18 protein-coding genes and 1 pseudogene are annotated in these 24,759 nt (G+C 60.8%); 10 read left to right on the forward strand and 9 right to left on the reverse strand.

All coding sequences use genetic code 11. From position 1 onward, the window contains the following. Positions 1-12: 12 nt before the first annotated feature. Positions 13-894: a UTP--glucose-1-phosphate uridylyltransferase GalU gene (gene galU, locus M0D69_RS32575; RefSeq protein ID WP_277043000.1), complete on the reverse strand. Its 882-nt coding sequence runs from the start codon at positions 892-894 to the stop codon at positions 13-15. A 169-nt stretch (positions 895-1,063) separates the two neighbouring features. Next, complete coding sequence (locus tag M0D69_RS32580) at positions 1,064-3,934, reverse strand: valine--tRNA ligase (protein WP_301785957.1); 2,871 nt, start codon at positions 3,932-3,934, stop codon at positions 1,064-1,066. Between the two features lie 175 nt (positions 3,935-4,109). Between M0D69_RS32580 and M0D69_RS32585 the strand changes: the two genes are divergently transcribed. From M0D69_RS32585 to M0D69_RS32605, 5 genes are all read left to right on the forward strand, one after another. After that, complete coding sequence (locus M0D69_RS32585) at positions 4,110-6,482, forward strand: UvrD-helicase domain-containing protein (RefSeq protein ID WP_301785958.1); 2,373 nt, start codon at positions 4,110-4,112, stop codon at positions 6,480-6,482. Beyond that, positions 6,479-7,270 carry a 5'-methylthioadenosine/adenosylhomocysteine nucleosidase gene (locus M0D69_RS32590; RefSeq protein ID WP_301785959.1) on the forward strand — a complete coding sequence of 264 codons (792 nt, stop codon included), beginning with the start codon at positions 6,479-6,481 and terminating at the stop codon, positions 7,268-7,270. Before M0D69_RS32585 ends, M0D69_RS32590 begins: the two co-directional genes overlap by 4 nt. A gap of 230 nt (positions 7,271-7,500) precedes the next feature. Continuing rightward, on the forward strand, positions 7,501-7,725 hold the full coding sequence (locus M0D69_RS32595) for a hypothetical protein (protein ID WP_301785960.1): 225 nt from the start codon (positions 7,501-7,503) through the stop codon (positions 7,723-7,725). Then, a complete protein-coding gene (locus tag M0D69_RS32600) occupies positions 7,722-8,231 on the forward strand; it encodes a hypothetical protein (RefSeq protein WP_301785961.1) in 510 nt (169 codons plus the stop codon). The genes M0D69_RS32595 and M0D69_RS32600 overlap by 4 nt, the downstream gene beginning before the upstream one ends. A gap of 163 nt (positions 8,232-8,394) precedes the next feature. After that, complete coding sequence (locus tag M0D69_RS32605; RefSeq protein WP_301785962.1) at positions 8,395-10,287, forward strand: propionate--CoA ligase; 1,893 nt, start codon at positions 8,395-8,397, stop codon at positions 10,285-10,287. A 6-nt stretch (positions 10,288-10,293) separates the two neighbouring features. Here the strand turns inward: M0D69_RS32605 and M0D69_RS32610 are convergent. The 3 genes and pseudogenes from M0D69_RS32610 to M0D69_RS32620 all read right to left on the reverse strand — a co-directional run bounded on the left by M0D69_RS32610 (position 10,294) and on the right by M0D69_RS32620 (position 12,487). Continuing rightward, positions 10,294-10,831: pseudogene (locus M0D69_RS32610) on the reverse strand (helix-turn-helix transcriptional regulator). Continuing rightward, positions 10,810-11,139 carry a hypothetical protein gene (locus M0D69_RS32615; protein WP_301785973.1) on the reverse strand — a complete coding sequence of 110 codons (330 nt, stop codon included), beginning with the start codon at positions 11,137-11,139 and terminating at the stop codon, positions 10,810-10,812. The pseudogene M0D69_RS32610 and the gene M0D69_RS32615 overlap by 22 nt, the downstream one beginning before the upstream one ends. A 118-nt stretch (positions 11,140-11,257) precedes the next feature. Continuing rightward, positions 11,258-12,487, reverse strand: coding sequence for an MFS transporter (locus tag M0D69_RS32620; protein ID WP_301785963.1), 1,230 nt, complete (start codon positions 12,485-12,487; stop codon positions 11,258-11,260). 311 nt (positions 12,488-12,798) lie between these two features. Here M0D69_RS32620 and M0D69_RS32625 point away from each other — a divergent pair, with 311 nt between their 5' ends. Both M0D69_RS32625 and M0D69_RS32630 read left to right on the forward strand, forming a co-directional pair. Continuing rightward, entirely contained in the window at positions 12,799-14,454 is a 1,656-nt protein-coding gene (locus M0D69_RS32625; protein ID WP_301785964.1) for a methyl-accepting chemotaxis protein, read from the forward strand. Positions 14,455-14,651: 197 nt separating this feature from the next. Next, entirely contained in the window at positions 14,652-15,101 is a 450-nt protein-coding gene (locus M0D69_RS32630) for a hypothetical protein (protein WP_301785965.1), read from the forward strand. Positions 15,102-15,168: 67 nt separating this feature from the next. Here the strand turns inward: M0D69_RS32630 and M0D69_RS32635 are convergent, their stop codons facing one another. Beyond that, a complete protein-coding gene (locus M0D69_RS32635) occupies positions 15,169-16,644 on the reverse strand; it encodes an HDOD domain-containing protein (protein ID WP_301785966.1) in 1,476 nt (491 codons plus the stop codon). Between the two features lie 208 nt (positions 16,645-16,852). Beyond that, positions 16,853-18,874: a bifunctional diguanylate cyclase/phosphodiesterase gene (locus M0D69_RS32640; protein ID WP_301785967.1), complete on the reverse strand. Its 2,022-nt coding sequence runs from the start codon at positions 18,872-18,874 to the stop codon at positions 16,853-16,855. A 591-nt stretch (positions 18,875-19,465) separates the two neighbouring features. On the opposite strand from M0D69_RS32640, the gene M0D69_RS32645 reads away from it, so the two are divergent. From M0D69_RS32645 to M0D69_RS32655, 3 genes are all read left to right on the forward strand, one after another. Then, complete coding sequence (locus M0D69_RS32645; protein WP_301785968.1) at positions 19,466-20,809, forward strand: EAL and HDOD domain-containing protein; 1,344 nt, start codon at positions 19,466-19,468, stop codon at positions 20,807-20,809. Positions 20,810-20,878: 69 nt separating this feature from the next. Next, positions 20,879-21,442 carry a peroxiredoxin gene (locus tag M0D69_RS32650; protein ID WP_301785969.1) on the forward strand — a complete coding sequence of 188 codons (564 nt, stop codon included), beginning with the start codon at positions 20,879-20,881 and terminating at the stop codon, positions 21,440-21,442. Between the two features lie 30 nt (positions 21,443-21,472). After that, complete coding sequence (locus tag M0D69_RS32655; RefSeq protein ID WP_301785970.1) at positions 21,473-21,949, forward strand: hypothetical protein; 477 nt, start codon at positions 21,473-21,475, stop codon at positions 21,947-21,949. A 90-nt stretch (positions 21,950-22,039) separates the two neighbouring features. Here the strand turns inward: M0D69_RS32655 and cydB are convergent, their stop codons facing one another. Together cydB and M0D69_RS32665 are read right to left on the reverse strand one after the other, a co-directional pair. Beyond that, positions 22,040-23,047 (reverse strand): cytochrome d ubiquinol oxidase subunit II, encoded by a 1,008-nt coding sequence (gene cydB, locus M0D69_RS32660; RefSeq protein ID WP_301785971.1) that lies wholly within the window; start codon positions 23,045-23,047, stop codon positions 22,040-22,042. Then, positions 23,044-24,507 (reverse strand): cytochrome ubiquinol oxidase subunit I, encoded by a 1,464-nt coding sequence (locus tag M0D69_RS32665; RefSeq protein WP_301785972.1) that lies wholly within the window; start codon positions 24,505-24,507, stop codon positions 23,044-23,046. Before M0D69_RS32665 ends, cydB begins: the two co-directional genes overlap by 4 nt. Positions 24,508-24,759 lie beyond the last annotated feature (252 nt).

Below are 24,759 nucleotides of genomic sequence, written 5' to 3' on the forward strand. Positions count from 1 at the left end.
TCATCGGACTGCTTAGCCGAGCAAATGCGGCGAGCGCGTGTTCAAGTACTCCTGGAAATCAGCCGCCACTTCCGGGTGACGCAGCGCGAATTCCACGGTCGCTTTCAAATAACCGAGCTTGCTGCCGCAGTCGAAGCGCGTGCCGTGATACTTGTATGCGAGCACTTGTTCGTCGGCGAGCAGCGACTGGATTGCGTCCGTGAGTTGCAGCTCACCGCCGGCGCCCGGCTTCAACGCGCGGATGTGATCGAAGATGCGTGGTTTCAGCACATACCGCCCGACCACGCCAAGATTCGACGGCGCAACTTCAGGTTCCGGCTTTTCCACAATGCCCGACAGCTTGAAAATATTGTCTTCCCATTCTTTCCCGTCGATCACACCGTACGACTTGGAATCCTGCGCCGGGATCTCTTCCACCCCGATCACCGAGCTGTGATAGTGATCGAACACTTCGATCATCTGCGACATCACGGGCGGCGTGCCGTACAGCAAGTCGTCCGCGAGGATCACGGCGAACGGGTTGTCGCCGACCAGCTTTTCCGCGCACAGCACAGCGTGGCCAAGACCAAGCGCTTCGGCCTGACGCACATAAAAACAATCGACGTGGCTCGGCTTGATGCTGCGCACGAGATCGAGCAGCTTTTGCTTGCCGCGCGCTTCCAGTTCGGCTTCGATCTCATACGACTTGTCGAAGTGATCCTCGATCGCGCGCTTGCTGCGCCCCGTCACGAAGATCATTTCCGTGATGCCGGCGGCCATGGCCTCTTCGACCGCGTACTGGATCAGCGGCTTGTCGACCACAGGCAGCATTTCCTTCGGGCTGGCCTTGGTCGCGGGGAGGAATCGGGTACCGAGACCCGCAACCGGAAAAACCGCTTTCGTAACTTTTAGCATTTGATGACCCTGATCCTCTTATCGTGTTTAAACGTCAAGCCTGAAACGATGGGCATGGAAGCAAATGCCATGATGCAGGTTGATGCGTTGATAAAAAAGTGCGGCGAGATTAATTCTTCAAGCGGAAAAACGCACTTTGCTATAAGACGGAACAAGCAATCGGTTAGTTTCAGGCCGGAAGCCGCGATAACTGCGCTTTCAACTTGTCAGAAGTCGATTCAAACTCCGCCAGCCGTTTGCGCTCCTGTTCTACTACTGCGGCGGGCGCCCGGGCTACAAAACTCTCGTTTTCCAGCTTCACACGGGCCTTCGCGATCTCCTGCGTCAGGCGGTCCACTTCCTTCGTCAGCCGTTCGCGTTCGGCGGCAACATCGATTTCGACCTTCAAGACCAGCTTGTTGGTTCCTACGATAGCAACTGGCGCGCCACTTGCCTCGGCGTCGAGCGCAGCTTCGTCGGCAATGATCTTCACCTCCGACAAACGCGCCAGCGCCTGGACATAGGGCGCGAACGACTTGAGCCGCGCTTCGTCGCCCGTTGCCAGCAACGGCACCTTGAGCGCCGGTGACAGATTCATCTCGCCGCGCAGATTACGACATGAATCGATAACCGCCTTCAGTTCGGCCGCCCACTGTTCAGACGATTCATCAATCTTAGACGGTTGCGCGGCCGGGTAGCGCTGAATCATGATGGACGCGGTCTCAGCGCCTTCCTTAGCCTGCGGGTACAGGTCGGTCAGCGGCGCAACCTTCTGCCACAAGGCTTCGGTGATGAACGGAATGATCGGGTGCGCAAGACGCAGCACGGTTTCCAGCACGCGCAGCAGGGTGCGGCGGGTCGCGCGCTGCTGTTCGGGCGCGCCGGTCTGGATCTGCACCTTGGCCAGCTCCAGATACCAGTCGCAATACTCGTCCCAGACGAATTTGTAGATCGCGCTCGCCACGTTGTCGAAACGGTAGTCGGCGAAACCCTTCTCCACTTCCGCCTCCACGCGCTGCAAAAGCGACACGATCCAGAAGTCCGCCGGCGAGAAATGGAGATATCCGCCCGGCCCGCAATCACCTGCGGCGCATTCTTCCGGTTTGCCGAAACCACAGTCGTGGCCTTCGGTATTCATCAGAACAAAGCGGGTGGCATTCCACAGCTTATTGCAAAAATTACGATATCCCTCGCACCTTGCCAGATCAAAATTCACGTTGCGACCGAGGGTTGCCATGGACGCCATCGTGAAGCGCAGCGCGTCGGTGCCGAACGGCTGGATTCCTTCGGGGAATTCCTTGCGGGTTTTTTTCTCGATTTTTTCGGCTTGCTTCGGGTTCATCAGGCCGGTAATACGCTTGGCGACGAGCGTTTCCAGGTCGATGCCATCGACGATATCGATCGGGTCGAGCGTATTGCCCTTGCTCTTTGACATCTTCTGGCCTTCCGCGTCGCGCACGAGGCCGTGGACGTAGACGGTGTCGAAGGGGACTTTGCCGGTGAAATGCGTGGTCATCATCACCATCCGGGCGACCCAGAAGAAGATGATGTCGAAACCCGTCACCAGGACCGACGAAGGCAGGAAGTGCTTCAGTTCCGGCGTTTCGTTCGGCCAGCCAAGCGATGAAAACGGCACGAGCGCCGATGAAAACCACGTGTCGAGCACGTCGTCGTCGCGTTTGAGCGCGCCGGTGTAGCCTTTTTCCGTGGCTTCCGCGCGTGCTTCTTCCTCGGTCTTCGCAACGAAGATTTCGCCGTTATCGCCGTACCACGCCGGGATTTGATGGCCCCACCAGAGCTGGCGCGAGATACACCAGTCCTGGATGTTTTCGAGCCACTGGTAATACGTCGTTGACCAGTTTTCCGGGACGAACTTGATTTCGCCGTTGCGGACCACATCGAGCGCTGTTTCCGCGATCGATTTGCCCGGATTGAACGTGCCTTCCGGCGCCGGCTTGCTCATGGCGACGAACCATTGGTCGGTCAACATCGGCTCGATCACTACGCCCGTGCGGTCGCCGCGCGGCACCATCAGCGCGTGCGGTTTGACAGACTCAAGCAGGCCGAGCGCTTCCAAATCGGCCACGACTTGCTTGCGTGCGTCGAAGCGGTCCATGCCGCGATATTTTTCCGGCGCGTTGTCGTTGATCTTTGCGTCGAGCGTGAGAATCTCGATCATCGGCAGCTTATGGCGCAGGCCGACCTGATAGTCGTTGAAATCGTGCGCGGGCGTGACCTTGACCACGCCGGTACCGAACTCGCGATCCACGTAGTCGTCCGCGATCACCGGGATTTCCCGGTTCGACAACGGCAGCATCACCGTCTTGCCGATTAGATGCGCATAACGCTCGTCTTCCGGATGGACCATCACGGCGGTGTCGCCGAGCATGGTTTCCGGGCGGGTGGTCGCGACCGTCACGTGGCCCGAGCCGTCCGGCAGCGGGTAGTTGATGTGCCACAGGCTGCCGGCTTCTTCCTCGCTGGCTACTTCCAGGTCGGACACGGCCGTACCCAGCACGGGATCCCAGTTCACCAGCCGTTTGCCGCGATAAATCAGGCCCTGCTTGTACAGCGTGACGAACACGTCGAGCACGACGGGGGACATTTTGTCGTCCATCGTGAAATATTCGCGCGACCAGTCGATGGAGGCGCCCAGGCGGCGCACTTGATTCGTGATGGTCGAGCCGGATTTCTGCTTCCATTCCCAGACGCGTTTGAGGAATTCCTCGCGGCCGAGATCATGCCGCGATACGCCCTGCGCATCGAGTTGCCGCTCCACGACGATCTGCGTGGCGATACCCGCGTGATCGGTCCCAGGCAGCCACAGCGTGTTTTCGCCGAGCATGCGGTGGTAGCGGGTCAGGCTGTCCATGATGGTCTGGTTGAACGCGTGACCCATGTGCAGCGTGCCGGTGACGTTCGGCGGCGGGAGTTGAATCGAGAAATCTTTTTTGCCTTCGATCAGGGTTGGCGCAGCGTAGCCGCGCTTTTCCCATTCCGGTCCCCAATGGGATTCGATGTTCTGGGGCTCGAAACTCTTCGCAAGCGTGTTGTCACTCATGGGGTGGGATCTGCCGAAAAATGCGTAAAAAAGAAGCGGGGGTCGACCAGCGACATCGGTGAATTATAAGGTCTTACCGGACCGGTGGCCGATTTACGGGCCGCGGCGCCTGTGTTTCGAAAACGTGTCCGTGCGAGGGGTCTTATAATGTTCGACCCACCGGAAGACTCGCCCCATGCCCGATCTGCTCGCCAATCTGAATCCCGAACAACTTGCCGCCGTCACGCTGCCGAACGAGCCGGCGCTCATCCTGGCGGGCGCGGGCAGCGGCAAGACGCGCGTGCTGATCACGCGCATCGCGTGGCTGATCCAGCAGGGATACGCGACGCCCACGACCATTCTCGCCGTCACGTTCACGAACAAGGCCGCCAAGGAAATGATGGCGCGCCTGAGCGCGATGATGCCCATCGACACCCGCGGCATGTGGATCGGCACTTTCCACGGCTTGTGCAACCGCATGCTGCGCGCGCATTTTCGCGACGCCGGACTGCCGCAGACATTCCAGATCCTCGATACCGCCGACCAGTTGTCGGCCATCAAACGGCTGATGAAAGGCCTGAATATCGACGACGAGAAATATCCGGCGAAAAATCTCCAGTACTTCATCAACAACGCGAAGGAACAAGGGCTGCGCCCGAAGGACGTCGACGCAACCGATTCCTTCAACATGAAGTTCGTCGAACTGTATGCGCTGTACGAGCAGCAATGCCAGCGCGAAGGCGTCGTGGATTTTCCCGAACTGCTGCTGCGTTGTTATGAGTTGCTGGCGCACAATCCGCCGTTGCGCGCGCATTATCAGGCGCGCTTTCGCAACATTCTGGTGGATGAGTTCCAGGACACGAACAAGCTGCAATACGCGTGGCTGAAGATGCTGGCGGGAGAGCACAACGCCATCTTTGCGGTGGGCGACGACGATCAGTCCATCTACGCATTTCGCGGTGCGAACGTGGGCAACATGCACGACTTCGAGCGCGAGTACCACGTGCGCAACATGATCAAGCTGGAGCAGAACTATCGCTCGCACGGTCATATTCTCGATACCGCCAACTTCCTGATCGCCAAGAATTCGCGGCGGCTGGGTAAAAATCTTCGCACCGACGCCGGTCATGGTGAACCGGTGCGTGTGTACGAAGCCGCGACCGATACGCAGGAGGCGGCGTGGATCGTCGAGGAGATCAAGGCGATGATTCATGCCGGCGCCACGCGCGGCGAGATCGCCATCCTGTATAGAAGCAATGCGCAGTCGCGGACCATCGAACATACGCTGGTGAACGCGGGCATTGCGTATCGCGTGTATGGCGGCTTGCGATTCTTCGAGCGCCAGGAAGTGAAGCACGCGCTCGCGTATCTGCGCCTGATCGACAACCCGAACGACGATACCGCGTTCGCTCGCGTCGTGAATTTTCCGACGCGCGGGATCGGTGCGAGATCGATCGAACAACTTGCAGACGCCGCACGTCTCTACAACTGTTCAATGGCCGCCGCCGTTCCGTACGTGACGGGCAAGGCGGGTTCGAGCATCGGCGCTTTTGCGCAGTTGATCGCCAAGATGCGCGCGGAAACGCAGCAAATGAGCTTGCCGGAAACGGTGGAGTACGTGGTCCGGACGAGCGGTCTCGCCGCGCATTACGAGAGCGAGCGCGAAGGCCAGGACCGGCTGGAGAACTTGCAGGAAGTGGTGAATGCCGCAGCCGCGTTCGTGCAGGAGGAGGGCTACGGGCTCGACACTCCCGCGCGGTCCATTCCATTGCGTCCGGGTGCGACCAACGCGCCGGAAATCGGCCTGGCGACGGATGATCCGTCCGTCGATGTGCTTGATCGGACAAGCCCCGCCGATCCCGCGCAAAACCCCGACACGATGACCCCGCTCGCGGGTTTCCTGTCGCACGCATCGCTTGAAGCCGGCGATAACCAGGCGCAAGCCGGCCAGGACGCCGTGCAATTGATGACGGTTCACGCAGCCAAGGGTCTCGAGTTCATGGCGGTGTTCATCACGGGTCTGGAGGAGGGCTTGTTCCCGCACGAGAACAGCGCGCAGGAAAGTGACGGGCTGGAGGAGGAGCGGCGGCTCGCGTACGTGGCGATCACGCGGGCGAAGGAGCGGCTGTATCTGTCGTTTGCTCAGAGCCGGATGCTGCACGGCCAGACGCGCTACAACATCCGTTCCCGTTTCTTCGATGAACTCCCCGAAGAGTCGCTCAAATGGCTCACGCCGAAAGTGGAGGCGGGTGCGCGCTGGGGCGGCCGGTCGGATAACGCCGGTTGGGGCCGCGACTGGTTCGCGCGGCCGGGGCAGGAGCGTGGTGGGGAACGCGCTGCGTACACCGATCCTGACGCCGGCAAGCCGTTGCCCGCATTCGCCAACAATCAACGCGCCGCCGACACCGGTTTCAAGGTCGGTCAGCCGGTGTTTCACACCAAGTTTGGCGAAGGCACGGTGATCGCGCTGGAAGGATCGGGCGCGGACGCCCGCGCGCAAGTCCGCTTCAAACGACACGGCGAGAAGTGGCTCGCGCTGGCGGTCGCTAAATTGCAGGCGGTCGAATGACCATCCGTGTGAACCGTCTCGGCATCATGGCCGCGTTGCCGCAGGAACTGGGCGATCTCATCGAATCAATGCATGCCGCCGGCGAGGTGCGCACCGAAACCATCGGCCGGCGTGAATATCACGTCGGGTTGGCGCATGGGGTGCCTTGCGTGGTGACGCTCGCGCGCGTCGGGAAGGTGGCCGCAGCGGCAACGGCGAGCGCGTTGATCCACGTGTTCGGCGTCGATGCCATCGTGTTCACCGGTGTAGCCGGCGGCGTGCGCGCCGACGTGCGTGTAGGCGATATCGTGATCGGCGAAACGCTGATGCAGCACGATCTGGACGCATCGCCGTTGTTTCCGCGCTTTGAAGTGCCCTTGCTGGGCATGGCGCACTTCCCCGGCGATGTCACCCTGAACGCCGCGCTGGCGAATGCGTGCAGCGCTTTTCTCGCCGATGAACATGCTGCGCTGGAGCGCCGGTTTGGCGTGCATCCGCCGCGCTTACATCGTGGGTTGATTGTGAGCGGCGACCGGTTTGTGTCGAGTCACGACGAAGTGGATGCGCTGCGCTCGGCGTTGCCCGATGCGCTGGCGGTCGAGATGGAGGGCGCGGCGCTCGCGCAGGTGTGTTTCGAGCACGGCGTTCGGTGCGCGGTTGTGCGCACAGTCTCGGATACCGCCGATGCTGATGCACCGGAATCGTTTCTCGAGTTCCTGCATGCGCTAGGCGGAGCGTATTCGTCGGGAATCTTGCGACGCTTCCTGGCCGCATGGGTGTTCCCTGGCGACGTAAATATCCCTTCCTGATCGTTCTTTTCGTGTCGGTCTCGCAGCTCACCTTCGCGCGCGGTAGCACCTCCGTTTTCTGCTGAGCCAAAATCAGAGGCGTTGCCCAAACGCTTTCTCTGCGCACGGCGCGGCCAATCAGCGCCGCAGCGTCGTTTCCCTTTATTTCCCTCCTCGACTCGCACCCCAAAATTCTCTCTTGTAATTGCGAATGATTCGCAATTACAATGTTCGCGACGACAGGAGGTCCTATGACCCAAACGACGCCCGACTCCGACCGGGCACAGCGCGCCATGTCCGCGAACGCTGCACGCGTAATCGAGACCACGCGCCGCGCATGGCTTGCCGCAGCGGCGCAGCCCGCCAGCGCACGCGTGAATAGCGCCACGCAGCTCCGGCCACCCCGGTTTTCACGTCGTCCGATAGTCGCAAACCTTGCTTTAGCCATGAATTTCTGGAGTACGAGACCGCTGTGATCGCCACCCAATCTCCCTCGGCCAAGTCCTTCACGCCGGCATGCGTTATCAACGACGCGCACGATGTACCCGATCAGCGTTTGCACGACGCGAGCCGCTTTCCGCTTGTGCGCTTGCGCCGTCGAGCGGTGCAGCCCGGCTACGCGTTTGTCTGGGGCGCCGAAATGCAGCGGCTGTTGTCGCTGAAGACGCCGTTTGTGATCGTGTCGGAACATAACGCCGATGAAACCGCCGACGACACTCGCCTGCGCAACGCCTGGCTACGCACGCAGCGGGCAACGCTCGCGCTTTTTTGCCGCGGGTTGATCGTGATCGAGCCGAGGATCGAAGCACGGGCGACGACGCGGGAAGCTGCGCGCGCCGTGACGCAGGGTAGTGGTGTGCGAACGGTCGTGGTGTCGAGCATGCGTGTGGCCGGCGATCTCGCACCCGTGCTGCTCAAGCATTCGGCAAGCGACCTGGCGAAACCTCAATCAACCGGTATGCCGCGTTTGCAGATGCCGTAATGCCGTAGTGGCGGCGCGCGTGGCGACCTGGCAAAACGGTCGACTCAGGGCCGTCCCTCTCTAGCAGCGCCCCGTCGCCTGAACTATGCTCAGGAGCAATTCGCCGCGTCTGAACGCCTGAGTGCGATTCAGGCGCGGCGTTTCGCGACCAGAGAGGGTTCGAATGCCGACTTATCGTGAAGCTCACCTCCGTTCGATTGAAGATCCGGAATCGTTCTGGGGCGAACAGGCGCGGCGCATCCATTGGGAAACGCCGTTCGAGCAAGTGCTCGATCGCAGCAATCCGCCTTTTGCGCGCTGGTTCGTCGGCGGCAAGACCAATCTCTGCTACAACGCCATCGACCGCCATCTCGGCGCGCGCGCTCAGCAGAACGCGCTCGTGTATGTATCGACGGAAACGGGCATCGAGCGGCGCTACACCTACGCCGAACTGCACGCCGAAGTGAACCGCATGGCTGCAGTGATGCGCTCGCTTGGCGTGACTCGGGGCGAGCGCGTCCTGATCTACCTGCCGATGATCCCCGAAGCCCTGTTCGCGATGCTCGCGTGCGCGCGGCTTGGTGCGATCCATTCGGTCGTGTTCGGCGGCTTCGCGGCGCCGAGTCTCGCGGCGCGTATTGATGACGCTACGCCTGTGCTGATTGTCACCGCCGATGCCGGTGCGCGGGCAGGCAAGGTGATCGATTACACGCCGCTTATGGACGAAGCGCTGGCGCGCGCCGTGCACAAGGTGTCGAAGGTGTTGCTGATCGACCGGCAACTCGCACCGGAACGCTTGCAGGCGCCGTATCTGGTTGCATACGAGCCGCTGCGCGAAAAATTCTTCGACGCCCATGTTCCCTGCGTCTGGCTCGAATCGAACGAACCCTCATATGTGCTCTATACCTCCGGCACGACCGGCAAGCCAAAGGGCGTGCAACGCGATGTGGGCGGGTACGCGGTGGCGCTGGCGGCATCGATGGAACACATCTTCCAGGGCAAGCCCGGCGACACCATGTGGACCGCGTCGGACGTCGGCTGGGTGGTCGGGCACAGCTACATCGTCTATGCGCCGCTGATTGCCGGGCTGACGACGCTCATGTACGAAGGCACGCCGATTCGCCCCGACGGCGGCATCTGGTGGCGGATCATCGAGCAGCACAAGATCAACCTGATGTTCACCGCGCCGACCGCGTTGCGCGTGCTCAAGAAGCAAGATCCGAAGCTGATGGAGCGGGCGGATTTATCGAGTCTGCGCGCGTTGTTTCTAGCCGGCGAACCACTCGATGAACCCACCGCGCAGTGGATTCAAAGTGCGCTGAAAAAGCCCGTCGTCGATAACTATTGGCAGACCGAAACCGGCTGGCCGATGATCGCGATTCCGCGGGGTATTGAAGCGTTGCCGCCGAAGCTTGGCTCGCCCGGGGTGCCTTCGATGGGGTTTGCTTTGACAGTGCGTAACGAGGTAACGGGTGAGATTTGCGCACCGGGCGAGAAGGGCGTGATCGCACTTGACTATCCGTTGCCGCCCGGGTGCATGCAGACCGTGTGGGGCGACGATTCACGCTTCATCAAGACGTACTGGGAGAGCATTCCGGGGCAGCAGCTGTATTCGACTTTCGACTGGGGCGTGACCGACGAGGATGGCTATGTGTCCATTCTCGGGCGCACCGATGACGTGATCAATGTGGCAGGGCATCGGTTGGGCACGCGTGAAATCGAGGAGGCGATCAGCAGTCATCGGGCCGTGGCCGAGGTGGCGGTGGTGGGCGTTGCTGATTCGGTAAAAGGGCAAGTCGCGCTGGCGTTTGTCGTGTTGCGCGATGCCCAGGCTCTGGATAAGGCCGGCGCGCGCGAAGCGCTTGAAGCGGAACTCGCCCGCAGCGTCGATGCGCATTTGGGCGCGATAGCGCGTCCAGCACGAGTCCATTTTCTGGCGACGTTGCCGAAGACCCGATCGGGCAAGTTGTTGCGGAGGGCGATTGCCGCGCTGGCCGAAGGGCGCGACCCCGGCGATCTGCCGATGATTGAAGATGCCGGGGCGCTGGTGCAGGTGAAGGAGGCTTTGGCGCGGTAGCTACTCTTATTTCACCAGCGGGCGCAGCTCCCGCTGCGCCCGCGGTGTGAGTCGCTGTGCCTCTTTGCTCAGGTTGATCTGCATGGTTGTTTCTGCAATTTCGTGAACCGATTGCTCAAGCTCGTAGGTGCCTTTTGCCTTCAGCCAGTCCATGACTTCCGCCAGATGCCAGATTGCCGTGCTGCCTTCGTGTACGGGTAGCGGGAACGTAGCCGCGTTCGTGAGTATCGTGAGTATTAACTTGCGCATGTTCTGGCGCGTTACGCCAATTGCATCAGCGACGTCGGTCAGGCCGACAAAATCAGGTGATGCTTCCACCAGCGCTGCTGATGGAATGGCCGACTTGACGTGCTTCAATGCACTCGTCAAAAATGCCGCTTGCGCGCTCTGCGCTTCGCGTGTGAATGCCCGCGCAATCCGTCCCGGCAGACCTACGCCGATCAATGCGTCGTCGCATCCTGGTGCACTGAGACGTCCGATCAACTCTTCATGATTGCAGCCGTTTTTCTGTCAGTCGGTACTTTAATGTGAATGTGTATTCCATGGCTTCGCTTTAAGTGAGACCGTTGATTGTTCGGAAACCTTGTCTGACTGGAACGTGCAGTTGTCGACTACGCGCTTGATTGCCCGCGTGTGATTCGTTGGGTTTTTCGGCGTACTCCACACACTCGTGATACAAAATTCCCCGCAGCGGCGCTCAGCTGCGTTGTATGGGCAATAAATCCGCCCCGCATGACTTCCTCCTTGTTTAACGCGCCAACCACGCGTTTCAGCGGGCCGCAGCGCTTCTTCAATCTCTTCTTTTGAGGCTGTGAACGAGTCATCCTGAGCTCCATAGGAGAGGCGCCCCACCAGGTTGTCACTTGACAACCTGGTGGGGCGCCTGGAACGTCGAAACGAGAACTCGTTTTAGAGTCGTGCGCTCGCCGGTCGTATGCCTGTTCTGCTCACATGATCGTGATCATCACGCTTATGCCGATATCCGTTTCTCTCGGGTATTTGGCAGCAGGATCGTCAGGACTCCGATCAGCGGCAGGAACGAACAAACCTTATAGACATAGTCGATGCTCGTCGCGTCAGCCAGATGGCCAAGGACCGCCGCGCCGATCCCGCCCATGCCGAACGCGAAGCCAAAGAACAACCCGGCGACCATGCCGACCTTGCCGGGGACCAGTTCCGTCGCATAAACCAGGATGGCCGAGAACGCCGATGCGAGGATTAGTCCGATCACGACCGACAGCACGCCGGTCCAGAACAAATTCGCAAACGGCAACATCAAGGTGAATGGCGCAACGCCCAATATCGATACCCAGATAACAACCTTCCGGCCGATCTTGTCGCCGACGGGGCCACCGACGATCGTGCCCACGGCCACTGCCGCGAGGAACCAGAACAGATGCACTTGCGCGGTTTCCACGGGCAAATGAAACTTGCTGATCAGATAAAACGTGAAGTAGCTACTGATGCTCGCCAGATAAAAATACTTTGAAAATACGAGCAGCATTAACACCGTCATGGCGACGAGTACCTTATTGCGCGACAAGGCCGACACCGCGACCGTTCCACGTGCCTTCTTCACTGCCGGATGACGTTGATACCAGCGCCCGATATTCGCCAATACCACAATGGCGAGTAATGCCGCAGCCGAAAACCACGCAATGCTGCGTTGTCCGTGCGGCATGACGACCAATGCGGCCAGCAATGGCCCAAGAGAGCTGCCCGCATTGCCGCCGACCTGAAACACCGATTGCGCAAGACCGTGCCGTCCGCCCGACGCCATGCGCGCCACGCGCGACGACTCAGGATGGAAGATTGACGATCCACATCCGACGAGTGCCGCGGCGATCAGCAATACCGGATAGCTTCCGGCCATCGACATCAATAACAACCCGCACAGCGTGAAACCCATGCCAATCGGCAGCGAATACGGCTTCGGATGTTTATCGGTGTAGAGCCCGACCAGCGGCTGCAATAGCGACGCGGTAATTTGATACGTCAGCGTGATCAAGCCGATCTGTCCAAACGACAGTGAAAACTCGCTTTTGAACAGCGGATAAATGGCGAGAATCAGCGACTGGATCATGTCGTTGAGCAAATGCGCAAAACTGATCGCGCCGAGCACGGAAAACACGGTGCGCGGAACAGCGGGGCTCAAGACAGGGGCAACGCCAAGCGCGCCTTTTTCGATACTTGTCTGCATGATGATGGGCCGGAAGTAGTCTCTCGTTGCGTTTCGTTGATCCTCAGCAGCGCCGCCAATGCGCCATTTGCTGACAATTCTAAATTGTCCTCTATGCATTGTCCGGCCAAACTTTGTCGCGAAACGGACAGCAGCGTGCCCACGCCTGGAGCCAGTACGCCCACTTTAGGTGAGAGTGACATGAGTTTGTAACATGTTCAGAAAACACCTCTAAAGAAGCGCCATTTCCCGCCGTAGACCATTGATGTAGCCGTGCGTCCCGCCCAAGAAGCAGGTCGCGCGATGCCAACCAAAACTGGGGAATTCAATAGATGAAACCGTTTTCGCTACGGGGTAATCCCGGCGCTGGCTTTATTCCCGATGGCGGCGCCAAGGCAGCCGTCAAGGTGCTGGCCAAGGTCGCTGGCACGAGCGGCCGTTCGTTGTCCGTCAAGGCGTCGCTGCGCCTGGCGTTTGCGTTGTTGCTGATTGGCACGCTCGTCATCGGCGTGATTGCGCTGACGCAGATCAGCCGCCTCAATGGCTCGACGGAGTCGATCTATCGCGAAGGTTACGTCGCCACCCGTGCGGTGGAGGAACTGCGCAGCGCCGTGTTGCGCGCGAGCCGTTCGCAAAAAATGCTGCTTACGGCGACGACCGCCAAGGAACGCGACGAACTTGGCGCGGACATCGAACACGCGCTGGCCGATATCGGCAGCGGGCAACAGGGCCTGCAAAGCTACGCAGACCCATCCGGCGACCAGAAGCGTCTGGCGACGGCCGTCGGCGCGTGGAGCACCGATCTGCGCACCTTCGTCAAACTGATGAAGGAACAACCGCTCGATCTGTCGCAGATGAACTGGCAAGTGGGCATGCAGGACGTCTCGCTGCTGGTGGCGACGGGCAAGCTGGAGAAGCTGGTGAATGTCCTCATCGAACAGCGTGGCGTGGCGGCTAAAGCGACGATCGATTCGGCGGCTTCCATTTATCACGCGTCGTTCGTGATGGTGGCCCTGCTGACGCTGGTGTTGATCGTGCTGGCGTTGACGGTGAGCGAATGGGTCGTGCGGCGGCTCGCAAAACAACTCGGCGGCGAGCCGGTCTACGCGATGGAAATCGCGAGCCGGATCGCGGCGGGCGATTTGTCGAACCGTATCGCGATCGCCAAGCGCGACAGCACCAGCATGCTCTACGCGCTCTCGGGCATGCAGAAGGATTTATCGACGACGGTCGGTGAAATCGCGGCCAGCGCGGAAGCGATCGCGTCGGCATCCGGCGAGATCTCGCAAGGCAACGTGGACTTGTCGCAGCGCACGGAACAACAGGCCGTCGCGCTGGAAAAGACCGCGTCGAGCATGGAGGAATTGACGTCGACTGTGCGCCAGAACGCCGAGAACGCGAAGCAGGCGAGCTCGCTGGCTTACAACGCATCGGAGATTGCGGAGAAGGGCGGTGTGGTGGTCGGACGCGTGGTGGCGACCATGGAACAGATCAATGCGAGTGCAAAGAGTATTGGCGACATCATCGGGGTGATCGAAGGCATCGCGTTCCAGACGAATATTCTCGCGCTCAATGCAGCCGTGGAAGCGGCGCGGGCAGGCGAAGAAGGGCGCGGGTTTGCAGTCGTCGCAGGCGAAGTGCGCAATCTTGCGCAACGTTCGTCGGCGGCGGCGAAGGAGATCAAGGGCTTGATCCACGCGTCGGTCGCGCGTGTTTCGGATGGCTCGACCTTCGCTCACGAAGCCGGCGCGACCATGGAAGAGGTCGTGAAGGCGGTCAAGCGCGTGACGGACATCATGGGCGAGATTTCGGCGGCATCGGCGGAGCAGAGCAGCGGCATCGAGGAAATCAATCACGCCGTCACGCAGATGGACGCAGGCACGCAGCAGAACGCAGCGCTGGTCGAGCAGGCGGCGGCCGCGGCGCAATCGCTGGATGACCAGGCGCACGCGTTGAAACAACTGGTCGGGAAATTTCAACTGGCGTGATTAAGCCACGTGCACGATAAGCGACAACTGCGGGCTTGCTGAACCGCAAGCCTTTGTTCTAGAATTCGCGACGGGCGCGGCAGGGCGCCCGGTCTCGCGAAAGTGAAAACACCTGTCACGCGTTATCGCTTCATCTGGATAAACCGCAACGTTGAACCTTTAGCCGCAGCGAGAACGGCGCAACAAGGAGAAACGTCATGTGGTCAACATCCTGTCCTCGGTCTGTCAATTCCGGTCTCACCAACACCGAATTTCTTCGGCGCCACGCGCGCCGGCTGCTTCGCTTCGCTCACGCCGACAATACAAGTTCCGCGATGCCCGTCGTGCGCCGCTTGCTCGCCGCCGGCGTGACCCGCGCCGAGACGCTTGCAGAACTACACGAAACGCGCGCGAACGTTCAACTCAAGCACGTATTGAACATGCTGGCTGTCGAGCTGGGTCATTTCGGCTGGGACGCCTGCAAGCCTGTGCTCGACACACGCGAGCCCGCCATCATCGATCGATACCGGTTCGATGCTGGCGCTTTCGGCGACTACGAGAAGGTGTGGTTTGCAGGTGCCGGCGCCGCGCGTGAATGGCAGCGCGAGCATGGCGGGTACATCGTGGAGTATGGCGATCAGGCGGTGGCGATTCTCTGGCGCGAGTGAGAACGAGAGACTTGCCGGCGCGCACGATTGGTCATCGGTGCGCGCCGGGCAGAGCATTCAAAACGGACTAGAGCAGCTCTACTTCCTTCCAGTCCGCGTTAGAAAAAAAACGACTCAATTCCCGCATTAGTTCATTCAGCGCGGCCATTTCCGGCTGCGTGATCTTGCGTACGTGCTCCGCTTGCGTCCAGTCGCCGTAAAGCATGGCGATGGTCGAGCCGTTGGCTTTCACGGGCAACAGCACGAATGCGTGGGCATCGCCGAAAGAGGGTTTGAACCAGCGCGGCAAGCGGGCTTCAATACGCGGATCGCGAGCATTCTCGATAAAAATCCCCACCGGATTCGCGATTGCCAGATGGAACACGTCAGGCTCGAACGCCGCAGAAAACGCCAGCGATGGCAGCAGCTTGTCCACGCCCGGCCCAAGTCCGAGCCGTGCGTGAAATTCGTTGTTGCCCTGGCGCACGAACACCACCGTGCGCGAAAACGAGAGCCCGGCAAGCACGGCCTCCGACGCCAGCGCGAGCACGGCGCCCAGCGCGTTCTTCGACGGCAGCGAGCGCAAGTCTTCAAGGCCGGCAGTGATCCGCGCTTCTGCCGATAACCCCGCGCGCGCGATGGCGTCCGCGTCCGCGCGCAGTTCCACGATCTCGCGCATCACGCCATCGTTCGAATCTTCGTTCGCGAGCGCGAGACTCATCGCGGCGAGCGCGGCGGCGTCGGTCAACAACGCGCGGCTGTAGCGGTTCGCGATATCCACCAGCGAGCTCTCGCGATGCGCCTCGTCGATATGCTGCGCGGTGAGCGCATCGGCGACTTCGGTGGAATAGTTGGTAACAGCTTGCAGCCAGCGCACATGGCGCGGCGTTGTTTCATCGATAGGGGCGAGCGGATCGCGGGTCAGCATGCCGGTGCGGATGGTCTCCGGCAGGCGCCAGCGATCCGCGGCTTCCATGCCGATTTCCTCGAAGGTGACGCCCAGCAACGCGCTGCACGCGAGGCTGTCGCTGATGTGCTCGGCCGTGGCCTTGCGGCGCAGCTGATCCCACTCTGTCTCCAGATAGAACGCCACCAGCAGTTTGCCGATCTGACGCATCAGCGTGCAGACCACCGCTTCTTCCGACGCCCGGAATTCGCTGCGCTCGGTCACTTGCCGCGCGACCGCGCCGGACAGCAGCGTGCGATTCAGTTCGAGCTTGGCGTCAATGCGCCGCGGCGCGCTTTGATGAAAGTGATCGACGAGCTTCAGCCCGACCACCAGATGGCCGACCGCGTCCATGCCGAGCACCATCAACGCGCGCGTCACGGTGGTGATGTTGCCGCCGAACGAGATGTACATCGCTGAATTGGCGAGCCGCAACACCTTCTGCGTGAGGCCGAAGTCGGACAGAACGACCTGGACCAGGGCGGTGAAGTCCAGGTCGTCGTCGCTCATTGCGGACACGGTTGTGCGCAAGGCCTGAGAGAGCATCGGAAAGTCTCCGCGCTCGCTCATGCGGCCCCACAGCTTGTCCAGTAATTCGGCTTTGGAATTGCTTGCCATGCGATTAATGTGAATGCCTTACCGTTCCCTACCGGTTGTCCGGTACGGCCTGAATCATCGACCTGGGTCGAAGTGTAATGCGAGGAAAAAAGCCTGCATAAACCCTTTAACGGCGCTGTCACACGGAAGCTTTACAGCAGATGCGTGAAGGAAACGCTGCAATAGCTCCCGTCCATACCCTTGGCCGACGCAAATGCGTGACGGTATCTTATAAAGGCGCCTGGAGAAAGAGCGTTTTATCCTGAAAGCAACGCATCAGTTCGCCGGCGGGCAGGGCTTTGCAGATAAGCCAGCCCTGGATCTGGTCACAACCCATTTCGATTAGCAGATGGCGCTGCGCTTCCGTCTCCACGCCTTCCGCCACGAGTTCGAGCCCCAGCGATTTTGCCAGACCGACCACCGCGGTGACGATCGCCTGGTTGTTGCGCGAGGTCAGCAGGTTTTCGATGAAGCTGCGGTCGATCTTCAGCTTCGACAGCGGGAAGCGCTGCAGGTAGGCCAGGCTGGAATAGCCAGTGCCGAAGTCATCGACGGCGAACGTGATGCCAAGCGCCGCCAGGGTTTCGAGCAGAAGGGTGGCTTCTTCCGGGTCGTGCATCAGCAGGCTTTCGGTGATTTCGAACACGAGCCGGCTCGGATCGAGGCCCGTCAGTTGCAGCGCATCTTTCACGTTTTGCGTGAAACGCTTGTCGCGGAATTGCTGCGGCGAGACGTTCACCGAGACGTAGTCCAGCACGAACCCTTCGCTATCCCACTGCACCAGTTGCATGCACGCGGCCTTGAGCACCCAGTTGCCGAGATAGTTGATCAGGCCGATGGATTCGGCGAGCGGAATGAAGGCTACCGGCGGCACGGGGCCATGCACCGGATGCTGCCAGCGGATCAGCGCTTCGACGCCGACCACACCGCGGCTGCGGCTTTCGGTGATCGGCTGGAAATGCAGCGAAAACTCGCCGTTGCGCACGCCTTCGTAGAGATCGGCTTCGAGGTTCAGGCGCTCCGCGTTGCGGGGGTCGTCATCGGGAACATGGAACATGACGATGTTGCCGCCCGAGGTCTTCGCCTGCGCCAGCGCGTGATCGGCCATGCGCAGCAGGCTGCTGCTGGCTTGCACGACTTCATCGGGGAAGATTGCCGCGCCGATGCTCGCCGACAAATGCGTGTGCTGCTCGCGATACCGGTAGGGCTGCGCAATCGCACTCAACACCCGCCGCGCGACATCTTCGGCCGCGGTGGCCGCTTCGGCCGAGGTGCCAGCCGAGAGCAGCACGGCGAATTCATCGCTGGACACACGCGCCACGCGCTCGCCGGCGCGAGCCGCGTGCTGGATGCGGCGCGCGGTCTCGCGCAGCATGTCGTCGCCCGCGTCGTAGCCGAGCGCCCGGTTGATGCGCTGGAAGCCGTCGATATTCACCAGCAGCAGCGCCGCGTGCGTGTGCGTGCGAATGGCCTCGGCCTGGGCGGCATCGAGCGCGCTTTTAAGTGCCGTCAGGTTCTCGAGGCCGGTCAGCGAATCGTGATGCAGCGTGTGCCGCAGCGCGGCTTCGTTGTCGCGCCAGCGCGAAACTTCGAACGCCGCGAGCGCGAAGCCGGGCACGCCTTGCGTATGCGTCGCGAGGACCCGCAACTCGACGCAGATCGGCGTGGTCAGCGACTTCAGCAGATGCAGCGTCGCCGTTTCGAGCTTGCCGCTTTGTTGTGCGCGGGCGACGAGCGCATCGAGTTCAGCGGTTTCATCCGACGGCACCAGTTCGTGCAGCGTGAGCGAGCTCAGGTAGTCGCGGTGATAACCGAGGAAATCGATGCTTCCCGCCGAGACATAGCAAAACCGCAGCGACGTATCCACTTGCGCGAGGAAATCGACCGCGGCAAGCGTGGTTTCAATGGCGGTGCTTGCGGGCGGTTCGGCTTCATTCACGGCAGCCGGGTGCAGCAGATGAAGCGGTGCGGGTGAAGCCGAGGCGGGACGCCCGGTTTTTGAACCCTGCACGCCGCGCGGCGGCGACCCGGGCACGGTGAGCGGCACTTGCAGTGCAAGAGGCAGGGTTTCACGGGCGCCGGTGGCTGGCATGGCGGGCGTTGCAGCGTCGGCTGTCGCGAACCTGGCGATACAGCTCGGCAATGTTGTTGCGATCAGCGCCCGGGCAGCCGCGCGCACGGCGGCGCCGGTTTGGCTGGCTAGAGCGAGCCATGTATTCAGGCGCTGGGCGGTGATCCGTTTTACTGGCATGTTTCAGTTAAGGCCTGTCTGATTGCGCACCGGGCCGGTAAGGGCGTGGCGCACGCTGTCCGGCAAGCGCGCTGCATCGGGAGTGGTTGACGATTTTTTCCGGCGATGCGGGCACGACCCGCCAGAAGATTCGGTAACCGCGAGTCGGACGCGTTCTTTGCAAGTTAACGGTTATGTCCCGAAATTCTTTAGAGGAATGGCGGAGCGTCGGTGAGCCACGGCCGCGGTGGGTTTGACGCCATTTGTCGGCATCTCGATTTGGGGTAGAGTGCGGCTTGACAGTTGCAAGTTCCGAACGGGTCAGGTGCCGTCGAGTGCGTCTCGAGCGATCTTCTGGCCACTTTTGCGCTTTCGAGTTTGTAAGCTAGCTTCTTAAGCTAAATCCTTAAGCTATAACCTCTCGAGCCAACCGCTTGAGTTAACCGCTGTTTGGTCGTTATTCAGCCAACATCGTTCCATTGCTGCACGCCATGATCGCGTCCCCAAGCCCATTGCCAGAGCTGGCCCAGAAGTCAGGTGTATTGAACGCACGCATCGTGTCGCGCGAGCTTTCGATGACGGCCGCCCATTGCAGCGAGCGCGTGGTGTCGCATGAATCCAGCGGGTCTGTTCATGCCACCGGTTAATCGGAACCCGACCCGCCACGCCGCGCGCAAGGCGGCCGACACTCCCGCCGAGCCGCCCGTGCTTCGCGAGCCGGAGAGCGTCTATCTTGGCCGCCAGCCGATCATCGATCGCAACGGCGCGCTGCATGCCTACGAACTGCTGTTTCGCGACAGCCCCGACAATCGCGCGCGCATTTTCGACGACGTGCAGGCCACGGCGCACGTCGTGGCGCGAACGGTCGGGGAGATTGGTTTGTCGGCGGTGCTCGGGGATCATCGCGGTTACGTGAACATGAACCGCGACCTGCTGTTCGATGACATCGTCCATATCATGCCGCCCGAGCGTTTTGTGCTTGAGATTTTGGAAACCGTCACCTTCGACGCCAGGCTTTTCAAGCGCTGCGGCCAGTTGCGCACGGCGGGCTTTCAGTTCGCGCTCGACGACGTCGTGTCGCTCACCGAACCGCTGTATGACGCGCTGCCGTATGTGGATTACGTGAAGGTCGACTTCCTCGCCACCGAGCGTGCTCATCTTCCGGAACTGGCAGCCGCGCTCAAGCAGCATGGCAAGACGCTGATTGCGGAAAAAATCGAAACGCATCAGGACTTCGACGAAGCCCGCAAGCTTGGCTTCGACCTGTTCCAGGGCTACTTCTTCGCCCGTCCGCAAGTGCTTGTCACGCGTCGCTCGAATCCGTCGCGCACTGCCTTGCTGCGTCTTCTGGGCGTGTTGTCGGGCGAGCCCGATATCGGCGAACTCGAAGCCGAGCTGAAGCTCAATCCGAACGTGGTCGTGCAGTTGCTGAGGCTTGCCAATTCGAGCGCGTTCCAATTGAGCCGGCCGGTGTCGTCGTTGCGCGAGGCGATCGCTGCGACCGGCACTCGCCAGATTTCGCGCTGGACCCAGTTACTGCTCTACGCCGATGGCCGCCATTTGCCGTGGCGTTCGGACCCGCTGGTACAACTGGTCGGGACGCGCGCGCGTTTCATGGAACTGGCGGCGCGGGTCATGCGGCCATCGAGTGAGGATTTCGCCGATGCCGCGTTCATGACCGGCATCTTTTCGCTCGTGCATGTGGTGGTGGATTTGCCACCGGCCGAGATCATGGATCTGCTTAAGTTATCGAAAGAAATTTGCGCGGCGATCGTCGATGGCCAGGGCTCGCTCGGCGCGCTCCTGCGACTCTCTCAGGCCGCGGAACGAGGCGATGCGCCGGAGCTCGATTCGAGCATCGGCTCTAACGCGGAATTCAAGGTGTTGACGCCGGCCGTGCTTGCCGATCTGCAGTTCGAGGCGGCCACATGGTTCGGCGCGCATCGGGTGGAGTAGGTATCGCGCTTGCTGAACGGGTGATGTGTTTGTCCGGTTTTACGGGCGTCACGAAAATAGAGGAATCTCATGAAGCGAAAGTTTGCGGGTCGGATGCTGGGAGTGTCGCTGGGTGCCGCGCTTGCGGTGTACGCGCTGGTGGCTTACGCGACCTTGAAGCCCGGCGATCACGCGCCGGTGTTCAATGCGCAGGCGTCGTTGGGTGGCAATGTGTACGAGTACTCGCTCGCGAGCGAGTTGAAGAAAGGGCCCGTGGTCCTGTACTTCTATCCGGCAGCGTTCACGAAAGGCTGCACGATCGAGGCGCACGAGTTTGCCGACGCCGTCGATGAATACAAAGCCCTGGGGGCGACAGTGATTGGTGTGTCGCACGACAACATCGATACGTTGAAGAAATTTTCCGTCAGCGAATGCCGCAGCAAATTCCCGGTCGCGGCCGACGGCGATGCGAAGATCATCAAGCAATACGACGCAACCATGCCGCTTGTCAGTTCGATGGCCAATCGCGTGTCGTACGTGATCGCGCCGGATGGCACGGTGATCTATGAATACACGAGTTTGTCGCCGGACAAGCATGTGGCGAACACGCTGCAGGCGTTGAAAGACTGGAACGCGAAGCATAAGACCCAATAACGTAGCTCAGTCTCGTAAGGTTTTCGATCGATGCCGATTATTGTTGCGCTCGTTGTTCTGGTGGCCGTGATCTACGGCGCGTTCTGGTCGTTTCACGCGATATCGGCGGTGCTCGGTATTGAGGTTGCGATTGGCGCGGCGGTGATCGCGGTGCTGGTGGTGGTGAGTATCGCGGTGTATTTCTGGTTGCGGTGGAAGGAAGTTGCACCGAATGTTCACGATGGCGACTGGACGCACGAACTCAAGCGCGACTGGGGTGGCGTGCGGCTGGCGGCAGCCAAGCGGTTGTGTGAAGTACGCGTAGGAGGGCAGGTCGGCATGTTTATCTTCGCGGATCTGCGCGGCGCACGGGTTGAGCCAGTCGGATCGGGCGCGGCGGGGTCGTGGCAAGTGGCGCTTGACGTGAAGGACACGACGCAATCGCGGTGGAACCTGCCGATGCAGGACCGGCGCGAGGCGCACAAGTGGGGCAGGATTTTGGAGAAGGCTGCGGCGCAGACTTTGTGACGGGTTTTTCGTTTGCCATGCTGGCGTATAGGCCGGGTTCTGCCAATAGTTGCCGGCAGAACCCCAACCCGTTCACCGGTGCGAGCAACCTTACGTGTGATATCCCATATCGCCGCGTACTTTGCCTCGAAACACCCAGTAAGACCACACCACATAAAGCACGATCACAGGCAACAGGAACATTGTCCCGATCAGCAGGAACTGCTGCGAAAGCGGTGTGGTGGATGCATCCCACAACGTCACCGACGGCGGCGCGATAAAAGGCCAAAGGCTGATCACAAGACCCGTGAACGCCAGAAAGAACAGCCCGATCGAGCACATGAACGGGACGACTTCCTTGCGTTTCTCGAGCGCCGACCACAACGTCCAGACCAGCAGCACAGTCAGCACCGGCACCGGCGCGAACACGAAACTATTCGGGAAGCTGAACCAGCGCGCGGAGATACGCGCGTCCTTCAGCGGCGTCCAGATACTGATCAGCAAAATAAACGCGACCACGCCGAACAGCACTTTCTTCGCCATGCCGCGAGCCCATTCCTGCAGCTCACCTTCCGTTTTAAGCACGAGCCACGTCGTGCCCTGCAGCGCGTAGCCAAAGATCAGCCCGACACCCGTCAGCAGCGGAAACGGCGCGAACCAGTCCCAACTCGTGCCGGCAAACACACGTCCGTGAATCGGAAAGCCCTGCATGAACATGCCGAGCACAACGCCTTGAGAGAACGTCGCGATCAGCGATCCATAACCGAACGCGCCGTCCCATATCCACTTGCGCGCACCCACGACCTCGCGGAATTCAAACGCCACGCCACGGAAGATCAAACCCAGCAGCATCAGCAGGATCGGAAAATAAACAGCTGGCACGATGATCGCGAACGCAAGCGGGAAGACCGCGAGCAAACCGCCGCCGCCAAGGATCAGCCAGGTTTCGTTGAAGTCCCAGACGGGCGCGACCGAGTTGATCATCAGCTGGCGTTCGACGGGGTCGCGGCGCAGCAGGAACACCATGCCCACGCCGAGATCGAAGCCATCGAGCAGCACGTACATGAATACCGCGAGCGCCAGGATAGCGGCCCACATCGGCACGAGGTCGAGCATCATGATCTCCTGGAAGGGGGAACGACATCGTCCGGACCGGCCGCTTTGGCGGCGCCGGTACTGCCCGGCGCATTAGCCGATGCCGCCGACAACGGCCTCGCCGCGCGTGTTTCCGGTTGCAGCAGATCGCTGTCGATATCGGCGTGTTCATCGGCGGGGCCGATCCGCACGAGCCGTCGCAGCAGGATGAATCCCGAGCCGAAGATGACGATATACGCCAGCACGTAGAGCAGCCACGAGAGCCCGACATCGCCGGCAGTCAACGACGGCGTGACCGAATCGCTGGTGCGCAGCAATCCATACACGGTCCACGGCTGGCGGCCGCTTTCAGTGGTCGTCCATCCCGCCAGCACAGCGATAAACCCCAGCGGCATGCCGAGTGTGGCGCAACGCAGCCAGCGCGGACTTGTTTCAAGCTTGCCGCGCGCGAACAGCACGATGCCGGAGAGCACCAGCGCAAACATCAGCAACGCGATGCCGACCATGATCCGGAACGCGAAGAACACGACGGCGACGTTCGGTCGGTCCTCACGCGGGAAGTCTTTCAGGCCGCGCACGGTGCCGTTCGGATCGTGCGTGAGATAGATGCTGCCGAGTACGGGAATCGAAATTTCGAAATCGTTGCGTTCGTTGGCCTGGTCGGGGATCGCGAAGATATTGGCGGGCACGCGCGAACCGGTGTCCCACAAGCCTTCCATCGCGGCGATCTTGGCCGGCTGATGTTCGAGCGTGTTGAGACCGTGCATGTCGCCGATCACCATCTGCACCGGCACCATGATCACGAGAAAGATCAGGGCCATCTTGGTCATCACGCGGCTCTCCTCCAGTGCGCGCCGCTGCCGCAAATAGAGCGCGCCCACGCCGAGAATCACGAACGCGGCGGTCACAAGAAAGGCGCTGACTGTGTGGCCGAGACGGTAGGGGAAGGAGGGGGTGAAGATGGCGTCGAAGAAACTCGTCACTTCGAAGCGGCCATCCGGGAGAATCCGGTAACCGGCCGGCGTCTGCATCCAGCTATTCACCGCCAGAATCCAGAACGACGAAATCACCGTTCCCGACGCGACAAAAACAGCCGCCAGCACATGCGCCCATTGCGGCACGAGCTTGCGGCCGAACAGCAGGACGCCGAGAAACGCGGCTTCAAGAAAAAATGCGGTCAGGACCTCGTAACCCATCAGCGGGCCGATCACGCTGGCGGTGGCATCGGTGAAACGGCTCCAGTTGGTGCCGAACTGGAACGGCATCACAATTCCCGATACCACGCCCATGCCGAATGAAACGGCGAATATCTTCAGCCAGAACGCAGAAAGCCGCCTGTACACATCCCGCGCGGTTATCCACCAGAGCAATTCAAGCGTCGCGATAAAGCACGATAAACCGACCGTGAAGGCCGGCAACAGGATGTGAAACGCAATCACCCAGGCGAACTGGAAGCGGGATAGCAAAACGGCATCGAACTCCATGAATACTCCGTGAGAGAAGTTTCAAATGGGCTGAATTCAACGACGCGTCAGGCCACGTTCGCACGCCGATCCAGCGTTATGTTGTGCCCGTTGCGACGGTGTTTCAACCATCGACCGCTGCGTACTGGTTCAGATTAAACCAGGTTGCCGTTTTGGTTCAACGATGCCTTGACTGCTCCAACCGATCAAACCCGCGCTTGACGTCCTCCCGGTCCTAAAGGACCGGGATTCCTTCTGCAAGACGGCCACGTC

Source organism: Caballeronia sp. SEWSISQ10-4 2 (assembly GCF_030464885.1).
Taxonomy (GTDB): domain Bacteria; phylum Pseudomonadota; class Gammaproteobacteria; order Burkholderiales; family Burkholderiaceae; genus Caballeronia.

What these genes read in the sequence shown, in the direction of transcription:
- galU (WP_277043000.1), bottom strand. Translation starts at nt 894, where the DNA reads ATGCTAAAAGTTACGAAAGCGGTTTTTCCGGTTGCGGGTCTCGGTACC.
- M0D69_RS32580 (WP_301785957.1), bottom strand. Translation starts at nt 3,934, where the DNA reads ATGAGTGACAACACGCTTGCGAAGAGTTTCGAGCCCCAGAACATCGAA.
- M0D69_RS32585 (WP_301785958.1), top strand. Translation starts at nt 4,110, where the DNA reads ATGCCCGATCTGCTCGCCAATCTGAATCCCGAACAACTTGCCGCCGTC.
- M0D69_RS32590 (WP_301785959.1), top strand. Translation starts at nt 6,479, where the DNA reads ATGACCATCCGTGTGAACCGTCTCGGCATCATGGCCGCGTTGCCGCAG.
- M0D69_RS32595 (WP_301785960.1), top strand. Translation starts at nt 7,501, where the DNA reads ATGACCCAAACGACGCCCGACTCCGACCGGGCACAGCGCGCCATGTCC.
- M0D69_RS32605 (WP_301785962.1), top strand. Translation starts at nt 8,395, where the DNA reads ATGCCGACTTATCGTGAAGCTCACCTCCGTTCGATTGAAGATCCGGAA.
- M0D69_RS32620 (WP_301785963.1), bottom strand. Translation starts at nt 12,487, where the DNA reads ATGCAGACAAGTATCGAAAAAGGCGCGCTTGGCGTTGCCCCTGTCTTG.
- M0D69_RS32625 (WP_301785964.1), top strand. Translation starts at nt 12,799, where the DNA reads ATGAAACCGTTTTCGCTACGGGGTAATCCCGGCGCTGGCTTTATTCCC.
- M0D69_RS32630 (WP_301785965.1), top strand. Translation starts at nt 14,652, where the DNA reads ATGTGGTCAACATCCTGTCCTCGGTCTGTCAATTCCGGTCTCACCAAC.
- M0D69_RS32635 (WP_301785966.1), bottom strand. Translation starts at nt 16,644, where the DNA reads ATGGCAAGCAATTCCAAAGCCGAATTACTGGACAAGCTGTGGGGCCGC.
- M0D69_RS32640 (WP_301785967.1), bottom strand. Translation starts at nt 18,874, where the DNA reads ATGCCAGTAAAACGGATCACCGCCCAGCGCCTGAATACATGGCTCGCT.
- M0D69_RS32645 (WP_301785968.1), top strand. Translation starts at nt 19,466, where the DNA reads ATGAATCCAGCGGGTCTGTTCATGCCACCGGTTAATCGGAACCCGACC.
- M0D69_RS32650 (WP_301785969.1), top strand. Translation starts at nt 20,879, where the DNA reads ATGAAGCGAAAGTTTGCGGGTCGGATGCTGGGAGTGTCGCTGGGTGCC.
- M0D69_RS32655 (WP_301785970.1), top strand. Translation starts at nt 21,473, where the DNA reads ATGCCGATTATTGTTGCGCTCGTTGTTCTGGTGGCCGTGATCTACGGC.
- cydB (WP_301785971.1), bottom strand. Translation starts at nt 23,047, where the DNA reads ATGATGCTCGACCTCGTGCCGATGTGGGCCGCTATCCTGGCGCTCGCG.
- M0D69_RS32665 (WP_301785972.1), bottom strand. Translation starts at nt 24,507, where the DNA reads ATGGAGTTCGATGCCGTTTTGCTATCCCGCTTCCAGTTCGCCTGGGTG.